15 protein-coding genes are annotated in these 15,796 nt (G+C 70.4%); all 15 read right to left on the reverse strand.

Going from position 1 to position 15,796, the window contains the following annotated elements:
* Positions 1-11: 11 nt before the first annotated feature.
* Entirely contained in the window at positions 12-1,031 is a 1,020-nt protein-coding gene (gene hpnH, locus OG413_RS32820; protein WP_266811928.1) for an adenosyl-hopene transferase HpnH, read from the reverse strand.
* 5 nt (positions 1,032-1,036) lie between these two features.
* Complete coding sequence (locus OG413_RS32825) at positions 1,037-1,690, reverse strand: 1-hydroxy-2-methyl-2-butenyl 4-diphosphate reductase (RefSeq protein ID WP_266811930.1); 654 nt, start codon at positions 1,688-1,690, stop codon at positions 1,037-1,039.
* Positions 1,690-3,690 (reverse strand): squalene--hopene cyclase, encoded by a 2,001-nt coding sequence (gene shc / locus OG413_RS32830; RefSeq protein ID WP_266811932.1) that lies wholly within the window; start codon positions 3,688-3,690, stop codon positions 1,690-1,692. The genes OG413_RS32825 and shc overlap by 1 nt, the downstream gene beginning before the upstream one ends.
* Before the next feature lie 105 nt (positions 3,691-3,795).
* Positions 3,796-4,899, reverse strand: coding sequence for a polyprenyl synthetase family protein (locus OG413_RS32835; RefSeq protein ID WP_266811933.1), 1,104 nt, complete (start codon positions 4,897-4,899; stop codon positions 3,796-3,798).
* Entirely contained in the window at positions 4,896-6,281 is a 1,386-nt protein-coding gene (gene hpnE, locus OG413_RS32840) for a hydroxysqualene dehydroxylase HpnE (RefSeq protein ID WP_266811935.1), read from the reverse strand. The genes OG413_RS32835 and hpnE overlap by 4 nt, the downstream gene beginning before the upstream one ends.
* Positions 6,278-6,412: a DUF6380 family protein gene (locus OG413_RS47165; protein WP_353962295.1), complete on the reverse strand. Its 135-nt coding sequence runs from the start codon at positions 6,410-6,412 to the stop codon at positions 6,278-6,280. Before OG413_RS47165 ends, hpnE begins: the two co-directional genes overlap by 4 nt.
* Positions 6,412-7,365, reverse strand: a complete 954-nt coding sequence (gene hpnD, locus OG413_RS32845) for a presqualene diphosphate synthase HpnD (RefSeq protein ID WP_266811937.1) — start codon at positions 7,363-7,365, stop codon at positions 6,412-6,414. Before hpnD ends, OG413_RS47165 begins: the two co-directional genes overlap by 1 nt.
* The gene (gene hpnC, locus OG413_RS32850; RefSeq protein WP_266811939.1) at positions 7,362-8,282 is read right to left on the reverse strand and encodes a squalene synthase HpnC; all 921 of its coding nucleotides are present in this window, start codon (positions 8,280-8,282) and stop codon (positions 7,362-7,364) included. The genes hpnD and hpnC overlap by 4 nt, the downstream gene beginning before the upstream one ends.
* 442 nt (positions 8,283-8,724) lie before the next feature.
* Positions 8,725-9,519: an ABC transporter ATP-binding protein gene (locus OG413_RS32855; RefSeq protein WP_266811940.1), complete on the reverse strand. Its 795-nt coding sequence runs from the start codon at positions 9,517-9,519 to the stop codon at positions 8,725-8,727.
* Positions 9,512-10,441 (reverse strand): ABC transporter permease, encoded by a 930-nt coding sequence (locus OG413_RS32860; RefSeq protein WP_073719743.1) that lies wholly within the window; start codon positions 10,439-10,441, stop codon positions 9,512-9,514. Before OG413_RS32860 ends, OG413_RS32855 begins: the two co-directional genes overlap by 8 nt.
* Positions 10,442-10,547: 106 nt before the next feature.
* Entirely contained in the window at positions 10,548-11,420 is an 873-nt protein-coding gene (locus OG413_RS32865; protein ID WP_266813224.1) for a glycosyltransferase family 2 protein, read from the reverse strand.
* An 8-nt stretch (positions 11,421-11,428) separates the two neighbouring features.
* Entirely contained in the window at positions 11,429-12,208 is a 780-nt protein-coding gene (locus OG413_RS32870; protein ID WP_073719745.1) for a CDP-alcohol phosphatidyltransferase family protein, read from the reverse strand.
* Positions 12,186-13,247: an iron-containing alcohol dehydrogenase family protein gene (locus OG413_RS32875; protein WP_266811944.1), complete on the reverse strand. Its 1,062-nt coding sequence runs from the start codon at positions 13,245-13,247 to the stop codon at positions 12,186-12,188. The genes OG413_RS32870 and OG413_RS32875 overlap by 23 nt, the downstream gene beginning before the upstream one ends.
* A complete protein-coding gene (locus tag OG413_RS32880) occupies positions 13,235-13,972 on the reverse strand; it encodes a phosphocholine cytidylyltransferase family protein (protein ID WP_266811946.1) in 738 nt (245 codons plus the stop codon). Before OG413_RS32880 ends, OG413_RS32875 begins: the two co-directional genes overlap by 13 nt.
* A complete protein-coding gene (locus OG413_RS32885) occupies positions 13,969-15,744 on the reverse strand; it encodes a DUF5941 domain-containing protein (protein ID WP_266813226.1) in 1,776 nt (591 codons plus the stop codon). Before OG413_RS32885 ends, OG413_RS32880 begins: the two co-directional genes overlap by 4 nt.
* Positions 15,745-15,796: the final 52 nt, after the last annotated feature.

The raw sequence follows: 15,796 nt of genomic DNA on the forward strand, positions 1-15,796 counted from the left end.
CGGTCAGACCGTCACCGGTTACCGGTGACGGTCTCCCGTGCGGCCCGCAGGGACTCCTTCAGCGACCCCATGGTGGCGAGCACCGCCGTGGGCTCGTAGCCGCAGTGCGCCATGCAGTTGGCGCAGCGCGGGTCCTTGCCCCGGCCGTACTTCTCCCAGTCGGTCTCCTCGATGAGCTGACGGTACGTCGGGACGTATCCGTCGTTCATCAGGTAGCAGGGGCGCTGCCAGCCGAAGAGCGAATAGTTCGGGATCGCCCACGCGGTGCAGGCGAAGTCCGCCTTGCCTTCCAGGAAGTCCAGGAAGAGCGGCGAGTGGTTCAGCCGCCAGCGGGCCCGGTTGCCGCCCGCGAATGCCTTCTTGAACAGCTCGCGGGTCTGCTCGACGCCGAGGAAGTGCTCCTGGTCGGGTGCCTTCTCGTACGCGTAGGCGGGCGAGATCATCATCTCGTCGACCTTCAGATCGTCATTGAGGAAGTTGAGGACCTCGATGATCGTCTGCGGGGTGTCGGTGTTGAAGAAGGTCGAGTTCGTGGTGACGCGGAATCCGCGGCTCTTGGCCTCCTTCATCGCCTCCACCGCCTCGTCGAAGACTCCTTCCTTGGCGACCGATTCGTCGTGCCGTTCACGCAGCCCGTCGATGTGCACGGCGAAGGCGAAGTACGGCGACGGCGTGAATTTGTCGAGCTTCTTCCGCATGAGCATCGCGTTCGTGCAGAGGAAGACATATTTCTTCTTCGCGACGAGCTGACGCACGATCTCATCGATCTGCGGGTGCATCAGCGGCTCACCGCCCGCGATGGACACCATCGGCGCGCCCGATTCGAGCACCGCGCCGACGGCCTGGGCGACCGGCATGCGCTGTTTCAGAACTCCGGCCGGATGCTGGATCTTCCCGCATCCCTCGCAGGCCAGATTGCAGGCGAACAAGGGCTCCAGCTCGACAATGAGCGGGAACTTCTCTCGCTTGCGGAGCTTTTGTTCAATGAGGTACGTCGCAACCTTGATGGACTGACGAAGCGGCATGGCCATCTGGCTCACCTCCTGGGGAGCAACAAAGATCGGTGCCATTCATAGAAAGCCGGCAGGACGGCACGAAGAACGCGGAAGGCTGATATTCCACCGCGGACCGTGCCGATGCGGACGAGCTCATGCTCTGGAGCGTCCACGACCACCCGTACGGCCGCAACCGGGCGAGGGCCGTGGCGCAGGGCGGTGCGCAGTGTGGCGGCGGACTCCATGTCCACCGCGATGGCGCCGGTGGCCCTCAGTTCGGCCCGCTCAGGTCCTCGTACGACATGGTCGGAGCCGAACAGCGGACCGGTGTGGACGGTGCGGCCGGGCACCGTCCTGGCGAGGGCCTCGACGAGCAGGCCCGTGCCGGTGCAGACGGTGGAGCCGTCCGCGTCCCGGGTCTCCTCGGCGACGACCAGGTCCCCGGGGTGCATCCCGGGGGCCAGTCCGGCGCAGAAGCCGGAGGCGATGACCGCGGCGCCCCGCGCGCCGTCCCGGTCCAGCGAGTGCCCCATGGCCGTTTCGGCGGCCTTCGGGCCCATCCCGGTCCGGATGACGCTCACCGGGCCCGGGGCACCACTGCTGCGGGCACTGCGCAGGGCGAGCTGTTCGATGCCGAGCGCGCAGGCGATCAGCAGCGGTGCGGAGGGGCCGGACGGCCTCGGTGCGTCGCCCATCAGGCCCCCTCGCCGACGGACGTGCGGCCGGCGAACGGATCGCCGTACACATAGCGCCCCAGTGCGGTGAGCGGGAAGACCTGCCGGTAGAGGTGGTAATTGATGGAGAAGTCCCAGGGGAAGCCGGTCCCGGTGAAGTACGGCTCGTCCCAGGAACCGTCGGCCTGCTGGGTCTCGGACAGCCACGTGACACCTCGGGTCACCGAGCGGCTGTCGCGTTCGCCCGCGGCGAGGAGTGCCAGCAGCGCCCAGGCGGTCTGGGACGCGGTCGACTCACCGTGTCCGATCCACTTCTCCTCCTGGTAGGAGCGCAGGTCCTCGCCCCAGCCGCCGTCGTCGTTCTGGACGGACTTCAGCCAGCTCACCGCCCGGCGGATCGACGGGTGCCCCGCGGGCAGTCCGGCGGCGACCAGCGCGGGCACCACGGACCCTGTTCCGTAGACATAGTTGACGCCCCAGCGGCCGAACCAGGCGCCGCACGCCTCCTGTTCGGCGAGCAGCCACTCGATGCCCTGCCGGGTACGGGGGTGCCGGGCCCGGCCCTCCACGGCGAGCATCTCCACGACATGGCCGGTGACATCGGCCGACGGCGGATCGATCACCTCCCCGAAGTCGCAGAACGGCAGGCGGTTGGGGAACGGGCTGGTGTTGTCCGCGTCGAAGGCGCCCCAGGCCCCGTTGCGGGACTGCATGCCGAGGTTCCAGCGCACTCCGCGCTCGATCGCCGCTTCGAGCCGGGCGGGGTCGGGGTGCGCGACCCGGCGCAGCGCCAGAACCACTTCGGCGGTGTCGTCGATATCGGGATAGTTGTCATTGTGGAACTCGAACGCCCAGCCTCCCGGGGCGAGTTCGGGCTTGCGCACGGACCAGTCGCCGGGTCGTGCGATCTCCTCGCCGAGCATCCAGTCGGCGGCTTTCACGAGCGCGGGGTGGTCGGGCCGGAGCCCGGCGTCGGCGAGCGCGATGGTGGCGAGGCAGGTGTCCCAGACGGGCGACTGGCATGCCTCGATCATGCGGGCGCCGTCCTCGCGCCACACGGCGAACCGATCCAGCGAGGCGAGCCCGGCCCGCATCACCGGGTGGTCGAGGTCGTAGCCGAGCAGATGGAGGGCGATGACGGAGTAGACCGCGGGTGGCTGGATGCCGCCCCAGCAGCCGTCGTTCTCCTGGCGCTCGATGATCCAGCGGGCCGCCGCGTTCATCGCGATACGTCTCAGCGGGCGCGGCGCGACCTTGTGGTACAGGTGCATCCCCTTGTCGAGCCGCTGGAAGATCCCGTCCCAACTGGCCACCGGAGCCATGCGCTTGGGGGGATTGGGGCACGCGGGGTCGGTGTGCAGCTCGTCCAGGGCGAACGGGGCGGGCCGGACCGGCCGCTTCGCCGAGACGACGGTCAGCGGAACAATGGTCTGCCGGGCCCAGCAGCCGAAATCATAGATATTGAGCGGCAGCCACTTGGGAAAGAACATCAACTCGGGCGGCAGCTCCGGCAGGTCATCCCATTTCCACCAGCCGAAGAGGGCCAGCCAGATCCGGGTGAAGACCCGGGCGGCCGCGATGCCGCCCTGATCCCTGACCCACCCGGCGGCACGCGCCATGTGCGGGTCCTCCGGCCGGTCCCCGGCCAGCCGCAGCGCCACGTACGCCTCGATGGTGGCGGAGAGGTCGCCCGGTCCGCCGTAAAATGTGGCCCAGGTACCGTCACCGAGCTGTTCGCCGCGGATGAACCGGGCCGAGGCCTGGACCGTGGCCGGGTCCTGGATCCCGATGAACTGACGGAGCAGCAGGTCCTCGGCGTCCATCGTGACGTTGGTGGCGAGGTCGCCCTTCCACCAGCCCTGCTCGTCCTGTCTGCCGAGGAGATGCTCCACCGAGCGTTCCGCGGCCCGCCGCGCGACGGCGAGTACGCCGTCCGCGGCGATGTTGGATTCGGTCGGATCGCCGTCCGAGGCTGCGCGAGGGTACGCGGCTCCGGTGCTTCCGTCGGTCGTCGCTGTCATGGCTTCCCCTTCGTGCAGTGTGATCCTCTGCTGTGCTGGGGTCTCCGTCGGCCGGCGCCCGGTACGGGCACCGGCCGGCGACTGCGAGTCATATGCGAATGGTGATCATCTCTTTCGTACGACGACGAAGTCGGCGAGCGCGGTGAGCTGCGCCCGTACGTGCTGCGGCATGTCGACACCGTGCAGCGCCTCGATGGCGACCGCATGCTGACGGCGGGCCTCCTGGGCGGTCCACTCGCGACCGCCCGCCTCCTCGATGAGCGCCGCGCGGGCGGCGAACTCCTCTTCGGAGAAACTCTCGAAGTCATTGCTCTTGGCGTCGGCGGCGAGCAGCTCGCCGAGACGCTCGGAGGCGGGGCCGCCCGCGGCGAGCGCGGCGACGACCGGCAGGGACTTCTTGCGCTGGCGCAGATCGCTCCAGGTCTGCTTGCCCGTGGACTCCGGGTCGCCCCAGATGCCGAGCAGATCGTCGACCGCCTGGAAGGCGAGGCCCAGGTGGTAGCCGTACGCCTCCAGGGTGTCGGCGGTCCGGTCGTCGGCACCGCCGAGGACCGCACCGATGGAGACGGCACAGGCGAGCAGGGCGCCGGTCTTGTTGCCCTCCATCTCCAGGCACTCCTCGACGGTGACCCGCTCGCGGTGCTCGTAGGAGATGTCCTGGGCCTGCCCGTCGATGAGCTTGCGGGTGGCGGTGGTCAGCCGACGGGCCGCCCGGCCCGCCTCGACGGTGCCCAGTTCCAGCAGGACCTCGTTGGCGAGCGCGAAGAGCGCGTCGCCCACCAGGATCGCCTGGGCGGGACCGTGCACCTTCCAGACGGTGTCGCGGTGGCGGCGCTGCTCGTCGCCGTCCATCAGGTCGTCGTGCAGCAGCGAGAAGTTGTGCACGAGTTCGACCGCCACCGCGCCGGGGATACCGGCCTCGGCCGGAGCGCCCGCGGCCTCCGCGGACAGCAGGGCGAGCGCGGGGCGCACGGCCTTGCCGCCGTCGCCGTCGGCGGGCCGGCCCTCGGCATCGATCCAGCCGAAGTGGTAGGCGGCGACGGTGTCCATGGGCGGCGCGAGCCGGTCCACGGCAGCCCGCAGCACCGGCGCTGACAGGGCCCGTCCACGCTCCAGAAGCGCGGTGACGTCCGCGGTGTCTGCCACGGTGTCGAAAGCCGGATTCGCCGGGGTCACTGACTCTCCTCTTGTTCCGGTGGTACTGCTCATGCCGCCTCCTGCAGCGGATGTCCAAGGGTGCGACCGAGGTCCACGAGTGCGGCATCGGCGGCGCTGAAGCCACTGCGCACGGCGCCCTCCATCGTCGCGGGCCAGCCGGTGGCGGTCCATGCGCCCGCCAGGTGGAGGCCGGGGGTGCGGGTGCGGGGTCCGGGGCGCAGCCGGCCGACGCCCGGAGCTGGCGCGAAGGTCGCGGTACGTTCGCGGGTGACGAAGAAGTCGCGGATACCGGCCCCCCGGGCGGCCGGCAGGAGCCGTTCGAGTTCCGGCAGATAGCGGCCGCGCAGCTCGGCGACGGGCAGGTCGATCTCGTCCTGGGCCGCGGACTGGGAGACCGCCAGATACTGTCCGCCGCCCGTGAGGCCGGAGGATTCGGTGCGGTCGAAGACCCACTGGACCGGGGAGCCGAGTGCGGCGAAGAACGGTCGGCGCAGGACCTTGCGGTCGTAGACGACGTGCACGTTGAGGATCGGCGCGGAGTCGATGTCGAGCAGCAGGTCCGGCTCGTCCAGCGCGCCTTCGGGCAGCAGGCCGTGGGTCTCGGTCTGCGGCACGGCCAGGACGACGGTGTCCGCGCCGATCCGCTCCCCGCCGCTCTCCACGACCCAGCCGCCGTCCTCGGTCCGGCTCAAGGAGCCCACCTTGGCGCGCAGCTCGGTCCGTACGCCCGCGGAGTCGAGCGCCTTGCGGGCGAGGGTGTCGTGCAGTTCGCCGAGCGGCACGGTGGCCCAGCCGATGTCGGCGGCGCCGGGTTCGGAGAGCAGACCGGTCTTGAAGACCTTCGCGGCGAGCGCCATGGAGGCGTGCGGCGCGGTCGCGTTCAAAGTGGCCACGCCGACGAGGTCCCAGAGCGCGTCGATGGTCCGCTTCGACTGGCCGTGCTGTCGCAGCCAGGTGGCGAAGTCGATTTCGTCGAGCGCGGGGTCGGCCGGGTCCAGCCGCCCGAGTGCCAGCGCGGCCCGCCCGACGCTCGCCTTCTCGGCGAGCGAGAGGTGCGGATAGGCCGCGAGTCCGGCGGCCAGATGCAGCGGTACGGGGAGGTTGTTGCGGCGCAGCCGTCCCAGGCGGGGCCCGGCGGCCCGTCCGACGTCGAGCACGGGCACGTCGAGGCGGTCCTGAAGGGGCGCCAGATGCGCGCCTCCGACCCGGTCCAGGAACCAGCGGTAGCCGGTGCAGCAGCGCAGATAGACGTGCTGGCCGTTGTCGACGGTCAGCTCGCCGCGCTGGAAGGAGAAGGCGAGTCCGCCGAGCCGGGGCCGCCCTTCGAGCAGGGTCACGTCGAGTCCGGCGTCGGCCAGGCGGAGGGCCGCTGTGATCCCCGCGATGCCGCCGCCGACGACCACCGCGCGGGAGCGCGGGCTCTCGTCGCTCATGCGTCCCCCTCTAGTGAAATCGTCGCCGCGTCGGGCGTCGTCGGCCGGAGCGTCGCCATCCGGATCGTCGCAGTCAGGGACGCGACGGGCCACCGGAGGGTTGCCCGGCGGCCGGGCCCGGTGCGGTCCATCAGGTTCGCCCCCTGGCCGTGAGCTTCGAGATGTGGCGGGCGTCGAGGCCCGACAGACCGCGCACCGCGACATAGGCCTTCTCGTGGCCGGGCAGCGAGACCCGGCCGCGGAGCACGGCTTCGGGGTCGCGTTCGATCCGGTCCAGGAGGCGGCGGTAGATCCCGGCCATGGCGGCCACACAGGCTCCGCTGCGGCGGTCCAGCATCGGCAGCAGCCGGTAGCCCTCGGCGAACAGGGCTCGGGCCCGGCGGACCTCGAAGTGGATCAGACCGGCGAAGTCCGAGCCGGGCGGCGGGGTGGCCCGGTGGAATCCGGCGGAGCAGCCGAACTTGGCGAGGTCGTCGGCGGGCAGGTAGGTGCGCCCGTTGCCGGCGTCCTCGCGGACGTCGCGCAGGATGTTGGTGAGCTGGAGGGCGAGGCCGAGGGTGTCGGCGTACTCCGCGGCGCGGTCGGCGCCGGGTGCGCCCGGCGCGGTACCGAAAACGCCCAGGCTGAGCCGCCCGATGGCGCCCGCGACACAGCGGCAGTAGACCTTCAGTTCGTCCCAGGTCTCGTACGTCGCGCCGCGCACGTCCATCAGCACGCCGTCGATCAGCTCGTCGAGTCCGCCCAGGGGCAGGGGGAAGCGGCGGGCGGCGTCGGCGAGCGCGACGGCCACCGGGTCGGTGTCGTCCTCGTCGACGGCGCCGTCCCGGATCCGGTCGAGCAGCTCGCGGGTGCTCTCCAGCCGGGTCCGCTTGATCTCCGGGGCCAGCTCACCGTCGCCGATGTCGTCGACCCGACGGGAGAAGGCGTACAGCGCCGACATGGCCTGCCGCTTCTCGTACGGCAGCAGCCTGATGCCGTACGCGAAGTTACGCGCCTGCTGTCCGGTGACGGCCTCGCAGTAACTGTATGCGGCCTGTACCGGTGCCGACATGTACGTCGTCTGTCCCTCCACGGTCCGGCTCATCCCTCTCCACGCGCTCTTCGCAAGACGACTCCCACTTCGCGCAGCAGGCTGGGCTTGGTGGGTCTGGGCGGTCCGGGCAATACGTCGAACCCGGCGGCCGAGATCGCCGTGAGGGCGGAGCGCCCTCCGGCGACGAATCCGGCGAGGAGCAGCTTGAGTCTGCCGTGGACGCTGCCCACCAGGGGGGCGCCCTCGTCCAGCAGTTCTCTCGCGCGTTCCGCTTCGTAGGCGACCAGGGCACGCACCGATGCGCCCGCGGAGGGCAGCGCCAGGTCGGATTCGCTGACATGGAACCGGGCCATGTCCTCGGCGGGCAGATAGATCCGGTCACGGCCGAGGTCCTCGGCGACGTCCTGGAGGTGCTCGACGATCTGCAGGGCGGTGCAGACCGCGTCGGAGCGGCGGATCCGTTCGGGACTGGCGGTTCCGGTGATCGCCAGGACCAGGCGGCCGACGGGGTTGGCGGAGAGCTCGCAGTAGGCGCTGAGCTCCTCGTACGTCCCGTAGCGGCGGATCTTCTGGTCCTGCCGGTTGGCCTCGATGAGGCCGAGGAAGGGCTCGGGGGTGAGCGCGCGGCGCCGCACGGTGGGGCGCAGGGCACGCAGCAGCGGGTGGCGCGGTCCGTCGCCCGCGGTGGCGAAGACCCGGTGCAGATCGGCCTCGAAGGCGTCGAGCATGGCGAGCCGGTCGTCGGTCTGCGCGGGGTCGAGGCCGAGGTGGCGGGCGTCGGCGCCGCCGGGGGTGAGATCGCCGTCGCCGATGTCGTCGACGAGCCGGGCGTATCCGTAGACCGCCATCAGGTCGTCACGCCAGGCGCGGGGCAGGAAGAAGGGGGCCACGGGGAAGTTCTCGTCCGCGGCCTTGTCGAGGGTGCCGGTGGCGGCGGCGTCGTGGCGCGCCTGCCGGGTACGCGTCACCGCGTACCGCCCGGCGCGGAGACGGCCGAACCACGTCGGAGCTGGAGATCTTCCGTCATTGCCGTCACATCTCCCGTTCTACACTGCCGACCCAAAACATCCCTTTTCGGACACGCCGCTGCCTCTCCCGAGTGCACAGGCGCACCGCGGGTGCCGTGCCGAGGGGGTATCGCCCCACTTGCCACGAATCAGCACCGGTACAGCTTACGTTGTACAGCTCACAGAGCGGCGCCGGGGTGCGGCGCGCCCGGCGAGTGCACCTCTCCGCCCGTCAACCTTCCCCGTACCCAAGGGAATTGACCTCATCCGGCGGGAGGAGATCGTCCGGGAACCGTACTGCGTATGGTCTGCCGGACCGGTGCGCATCGCCGTACGGGCCACCCAGGACGCCCCCGTGGCCTCCGCCGGAGTGTTCCGGCGGAGGCCACGGGGGTGCGGGAGACTACTTGCCGGTCTCGCGCTCGTACGCCTTGAGGACTTCCTCGGTCGGGCCGTCCATCAGGAGCTCGCCCTTCTCCAGCCACAGCACCCGGTCGCAGGTGTCCCTGATCGACTTGTTGTTGTGGCTGACCAGGAAGACGGTGCCCGCCTCCTTGCGCAGTTCACGGATCCGCTCCTCCGAACGGATCCGGAACTTGCGGTCACCGGTGGCCAGCGCCTCGTCGATCATGAGGACGTCGTGGTTCTTGGCGGCGGCGATCGAGAAGCGCAGCCGCGCGGCCATCCCGGAGGAGTACGTCCGCATCGGCAGGGTGATGAAGTCACCCTTCTCGTTGATGCCGGAGAAGTCCACGATGTTCTTGTAGCGCTCGCGGATCTCCTCGCGGCTCATGCCCATGGCGAGCCCGCCGAGCACCACGTTGCGCTCGCCGGTCAGGTCGCTCATCAGCGCCGCGTTCACACCGAGCAGCGAGGGCTGACCGTCCGTGTACACCATGCCCGACTCGGTCGGCAGCAGTCCGGCGATCGCCCGCAGCAGGGTCGACTTGCCCGAACCGTTGGTGCCGATGAGTCCGATGGCCTCGCCCCGGTAGGCGGTGAAGGAGACACCGCGTACGGCGTGCACCTTCCTCACCCCACGCGGCTCGCCCTTGCCCTTGCCGCGGCCCACCATGCGGCTGAGCGCGGCGGTGGCGCTGCCCCTGCCGCCTCCCGCGCCGTTGACGCGGTACACGATGTGCACGTCGTCGGCGATGACGGTGGGAACATGACGTTCCTGCGTGTTGTCCTCAGCCACGGCCGTACCGTTCCTCTGCCTTCCAGAAGTACACGAAGCCCACGATGCCCACGAGCAGCGCCCAGCCGAGCCCGACCGCCCAGACGTGCTGCGGCAGGTTCTCGGAGCCGTACCCGTCGATCAGCGCGAAGCGGACCAGGTCCATGTAGATGGCCGCCGGGTTGTACTGGAGCACGTCCGCGATCCACGCCGGCTTGTCCGCCAGCATCACCGGGATGGAGAACATGACGCCGGACGCGTACATCCACGTCCGCATCACGAAGGGCATCAGCTGCGCCAGGTCGGGGGTCTTGCTGCCGAGCCTGGCCATCACCAGCGCCAGACCGGTGTTGAAGAAGAACTGCATGGCCAGCGCGGGAATGACCAGCAGCCAGGAGAGCGTGGGATAGCTGCCGAAGCCGACCGCCACGAGCACCAGCACGATCATCGAGTACAGCAGCTGCTGTAGCTGCTGGAGCGAGAAGGAGATGGGCAGCGAGGCACGGGGGAAGTGCAGGGCCCGGACCAGCCCGAGGTTGCCGGAAATGGACCGGACCCCCGCCATCACCGAACTCTGGGTGAAGGTGAAGACGAAGACGCCGGTCACCAGGAACGGGATGAAGATCTCCTGGCTCATCCCCTTCCGGGTCCCCAGGATCAGGCCGAAGATCAGGAAGTAGACCAGGGCGTTCAGCAGGGGGGTCGCCACCTGCCACAGCTGGCCGAGTTTGGCCTGGCTGTACTGGGCGGTCAGCTTTGCCCTGGAGAAGGCCATGATGAAGTGGCGCCGGCCCCAGAGCTGCCTGATGTATTCGAACAGCCCAGGCCGGGCGCCGCTCACGGTCAGGCCGTACTTGGCGGCCGTCTGGGCCGCGCTCAGCCCCTCGTCGGCGGACGACAGGGTGCCGAGGGCTACCCCACCGTCATGGGTTGTGTCACTCACAAGTTGAAACTCTCGTCTTCAAGATGCGCAGCCAGTCGCGGGCGCGGCTCAGGCGGACAGGTCCCGGAAAGAAGAAATACGCCTCATGCTCTCAGAGGAAAGCCTCTCAGATCACGGGAGGTCGGCCCAGTCTCGTCAGCCGCCATACCGTACGCCACTTCATGGGGCGCCGCGGCCCGCAGGGCTTCGCCCAGCCTTCCCGGAAACCGCCGATCCATGCCTTGAGCGCGGGCCCGGAAGGTCTGCGCAGCAGGGTCAGCAGCAGCCAGACCCCGACGTACACGGGGACCAGCGGCGCGGGCAGGTTCCGGCGGGCGAGCCAGACCCGGTTGCGGGCCACCATGCGGTGGTAGACCGCGTGCCGCGAAGGTGCGGTGGTCGGGTGGTTGAGCACCATGTCCGCGCGGTAGTCGATCATCCAGCCGGCGTCCAGCGCCCGCCAGGCCAGATCGGTCTCCTCATGGGCGTAGAAGAACTCGTCCGGCAGCGCGCCGACCTCGGCGATCACCTGGGTGCGTACGGCGTTGGCGCCGCCCAGGAAGGTCGTCACGCGCGAGGAACGCATCGGATCGGAGGCGCGCAGCCTGGGCACGTGCCGGCGCTGGGTGGCGCCGGTGTCCGGGTCGGCGATCCGGAAGGTGATGATGCCCAGCTTCGGGTCCGTGTCGAACGCCCGCCGGCACAGCTCGGCGGTGTCGGTGTTCGGCAGCAGGCCGTCGTCGTCGAGGAAGAGCAGGCCGTCCACGTCGGCGCCGGAGGGGCCGAACGCCTCGATGCCGACGTTGCGGCCGCCGGGGATGCCCAGATTCTCGGGCAGCTCCACCGTCCGTACACCGGCCGGCACGTCCGGGACCGGGGCGCCGTTGCCGACGACCACCACCTCGATCCGGTCACCGTCCTGCGCGGTGACCGAATCCAGGAGGGCGCGCAGCTCGTCGGGGCGGTTGCCCATGGTGATGATGACCGCGCCGAGTTTCATGGGAGAGCTCACTTCAACCTGCTGGAAGCGAGCACGGACACCAGGTGGAGCAGGGTCTGCAGGAGAGCGATCCCGGCGAGGACGGCGACGCCGAGCCGCGAGAAGAACAGGTCGTCCCGGACGCTGTCCGCGATCGCCGCGGCGAGGATCAGCAGCGACGCCTCGACGCCGAGGACCAGCCGGTGGAACTTCAGCGCCGCGGCGGCCTTGCGGGCCAGCGCCATTCCGGACGAGCGCGGCTCGGACGCCGCCTCCTTCACCGGCGGCATCCCGCCCTGGTGACGGGCGACGCCGACCAGGTCGGTCTCGGCCTTGATCAGGATCGCGCCGAGCGCGGCCAGGGTTCCGAGGAAGGCCCACAGCCAGTCGATGCGCCCCTCGCCCCAGAGGTCGGCGGCGCGCAGGCCGAAGCCGACCAGGACCGCGGCGTCGCACAGATAGGCGGCGACCCGGTCCAGGTAGACCCCGGCGAGCGAGTACTGCTTCTTCCAGCGGGCGATCTCGCCGTCGACGCAGTCGAGCAGCAGATAGAGCTGGACCATCAGCACGCCGAGCAGTGCGCCCGTGATGCCCGGTACGAGCAGCGCCGGGGCGGCGAGGGCACCCGCGACCGTCATCACGTAGGTCAGCTGGTTGGGCGTGACCCTTGTGTTCACCAGATGCCGGTCGATGCGCAGGGAGACCTCGCGCATGTAGAGCCGGCCGGCCCAGTGCTCGCCGCTCCGCCGGTCCTTCACACCCGGGGGGTGAACGACCGGTCGAAGCTCAGCTACCGATGGCTTTTGCATAGTCTGCGTAAGCGTCCTTGATCTGGTCGGTGGACAGGTTGAGGTGTTCCAGGATCGTGAAGCGTCCCGGACGCGTCTGCGGGGCGTACTCGACGGCGGTCACGAACTCGTCGGCGGTGAAGCCGATCTCGTCCGGCAGGACCGGCAGGCCGTGGCGCCGCAGTACCGACGTCATCAGCAGTGCCTCCTGACGGGCGCCGCGCAGATGCATCGCGAAGCAGGCGCCGAGGCCGACCTGTTCGCCGTGGCTGGCCGCACGCTGGGGGTACAGCAGGTCGAAGGCGTGGTTGATCTCGTGGCAGGCGCCGGAGGCCGGCCGGGAGTCCCCCGCGACCGACATCGAGATGCCCGTCAGCACGAGCCCTTCGGCCAGCACCTTCAGGAAGGCGTCGTCGCCGACCCCGCCGGGGTGGCGCAGCACGGCCTCGCCGGCCTGCCGCGCCATGGCTGCCGCGAGACCGTCCATCTCCTCGCCGTTGACCTCGTGGGCGAGCTCCCAGTCGGCGACGCAGGAGATGTTCGAGATCGCGTCGCCGATGCCGGAACGGACGTAGCGGGCGGGCGCCTGACGGATGATGTCGAGGTCGATCACCACGGCGATCGGGGTGGGCACCCCGTAGGAGCCCCGCCCGTTGTCGTTGTCCAGCGTCGCCACCGGCGAGCACAGACCGTCGTGCGAGAGGTTCGTCGCGACGGCGACCATCGGCAGCCCGACACGCGCCGCGGCGTACTTCGCCACGTCGATGATCTTGCCGCCGCCGAGGCCGACCACGGCGTCGTACCGGTTGCCCTTGATGCCGTCGGCGAGCTTCACCGCCGAGTCGATCGTGCCGTCGGACACCGGGTACCAGTCGGCACCCGGCAGAACCGGAGCGAGCCTCTCGCGCAGGGCGCGCCCGGAGCCGTCGCTGATCGCGACGGCGAGCTTGCCCGAGGAGGAGATCCGCTGGTCGGCCAGCACGCCCGCCAGATCGTCCATGGCGCCGCGCCTGATGTCGACGACGACCGGGGACGGAATGAGCCGGGTCAGTACTGGCACGCGATCTCACGGCCCTTCGCGAGGTCGTCGTGGTTGTCGATCTCGACCCACGTCACTTCGCCGATGGGGGCCACGTCGACGGTGAAGCCGCGGTTGACGAGCTCCTGGTAGCCGTCCTCGTAGTACAGGTCGGGGTCGCGCTCGAACGTCGTCCGCAGCGCGTCGGCCAGCTCCTCGGCGGCCTCGGGCTCGATGAGCGTGACCCCGATGTACTCGCCGGTCGCGGTGGCCGGGTCCATCAGCTTGGTGATCCGGCGGACACCCTTGCCGTCCTCGGTGATGACCTTCATCTCCTCGTCGGCGAGGTTCTTCACCGTGTCGAGGGCGAGGATGATCTTCTGGCCCTTGCCGCGGGCGTCCAGGAGGGTCTTCTCGACGGAGACCGGGTGCACGGTGTCGCCGTTGGCGAGGATGACGCCCTGCTTCAGGACCTCACGGGCGCACCACAGGGAGTAGGCGTTGTTCCACTCCTCGGCCTTGTCGTTGTCGATGAGGGTGAGCGTCACGCCGTACTTCGCCTCGAACTCCGCCTTGCGGTCGTAGACCGCTTCCTTGCGGTAGCCGACCACGATCGCGACCTCGGTGAGCCCGACCTCGGCGAAGTTGGCCAGCGTGAGGTCGAGGACCGTCGTGTCGCCGTCCACGGGGACCAGCGCCTTGGGCAGCGTGTCCGTGTAGGGGCGCAGACGTCGTCCTGCACCGGCTGCCAGTACGAGGCCGATCATGCGAGTTCTCCTTCGTCGTGTACGGCGGGGGCCGAGGAGGACACCCAGAAGCGGATGGACTCCACGAGCACCACCAGAGCCACGGCCACCGCGAGCGCGGTGAGAGCCGTGGTGAAACCTGAATGCTGAGTCAGTACGGCGGCGAGCACGGCCACCACCACGGTCCGGCCCTCGTGCCCACCGATCGTCCGCACCAGCCACTGGGGCGGCGCGCCGGTGCCGCCGCGGATGCGGTACACCGTGTCGTAGTGATGGTAGGCGACGGCCGACACCAGGCCGAAGGCCGCGGGAACGGCGTGCGGTACGTCGCTGCGGGCGGCCAGGATCAGGATCGTGCAGTACTCCGCGGCCCGGAAGACCGGCGGGACCAGCCAGTCGAGCACGCCCTTGAGCGGACGGGCGACGGCGATGCCGGAGAGAACCGTGTAGATCCCGGCGGCGACGACGGTCAGCCAGCTGCCGAACGGGACGAAGAGGGCTCCGGCGACCATGACCAGCCCGCCGAGAAGGGCGAGCGTGGGGGCTGTGAAGGTGCCGCCCGGCCGGGGGATCACGGCGCCGACGGCCTGCGCGAGGGGCCCGGAGTCGGCCAGGTCGGCGAGGGCCCGCGCGGCGCGGTCGGTGCGCCGCGCCTTGCGGGTCAGCGAGCGCAGCAGCCGGCCTGCCGTGGTGTAGCAGGCGGCCAGGGCGCAGCCGATGAGCAGGGCGTAGAAGACGATCCGCGGGGTGGTGACGGCGGTGAGGACTGCGATCATCGCCCATCGCTCGCCGATCGGCAGGACTATCATCCGGCGCAGCCAGACGGTCCAGCCGACGCTGTCGAGCTTGTCGGACAGGGCGGCGGTGGGGCTCGTGTTGGAGACCGCGTCGTGATTGGCCTCGTTGAACGAGAAGTCGACGACATGCCGGCAGGCCTGGAGCACCATCGCGCCCAGTGCCAGCACCCAGACGTCGTCGCCGCCGCGGGCCGCTCCGAGGGCGAGGCCCGCGTAGTACGCGTACTCCTTCGCCCGGTCGAACGTGGCGTCCAGCCAGGCGCCCATCGTCGAGTACTGGAGCGAGTAGCGGGCGAGCTGCCCGTCGGTGCAGTCCAGGACGAAGGAGAGGAGCAGCAGCACACCGGCGGCGACATAGCCGCCCCGGGTTCCGGTCGCCGCGCTGCCGGCCGCGATGAGCGCGGTGATCAGCGAGGCGGTGGTGACCTGGTTCGGGGTGAGGCCGCGGCGCGCGCACCAGCGGGCGATGTAGCGGGAGTACGGGCTGATGAAGAACGTGGTGAAGAAGCCGTCGTGGGCCTTCACCGCGTTGCGCAGCCGTACCGCCTCGTCGTCGACCGAGGCGACGGCGGCCTCGGCGGCCGTGCGCTGCTCGGGTCCGGTGGGGACGGCGGCGGCGAGCGAACCGAGTTCGGGGCGCTGTACGGCGATGCCTTCGGCGTCCAGCGCGACGGCGAGGCGGCCGGGCACGCTGCGGTCCCCGGCGTCCGGCCGGTCATCGGGAGACCCCACGGGACTGCCCGCGCCGACCGCCGCGACGGTCCGGTGCAGGGCCCGGACGAGCGCGGCACGTGCCTCGGGCTGCGCGGTGAGCGCGCCGGGGACGGTGGCCGCGGCGAAGCGGGGGTCGGTCAGGCCGAGCCGGAGGGCGTGGCGGTGCCCGACGAAGCGGGGGTCGACGAGCGCGACACGGCGGCTCGCGGGAACCGCCGCGAGCAGCTGGGCGGCATTCGTGGCGTCGGTGGCTGTTTGTACCTCGAAGCCGAGTGACCGCAGATCGTCCGCGAGCGACGATCCGGGTACCGGCGCACCGGTGAGGATGGCGGTC

It is taken from the genome of Streptomyces sp. NBC_01433 (assembly GCF_026340105.1).
Taxonomy (GTDB): Bacteria; Actinomycetota; Actinomycetes; order Streptomycetales; family Streptomycetaceae; genus Streptomyces.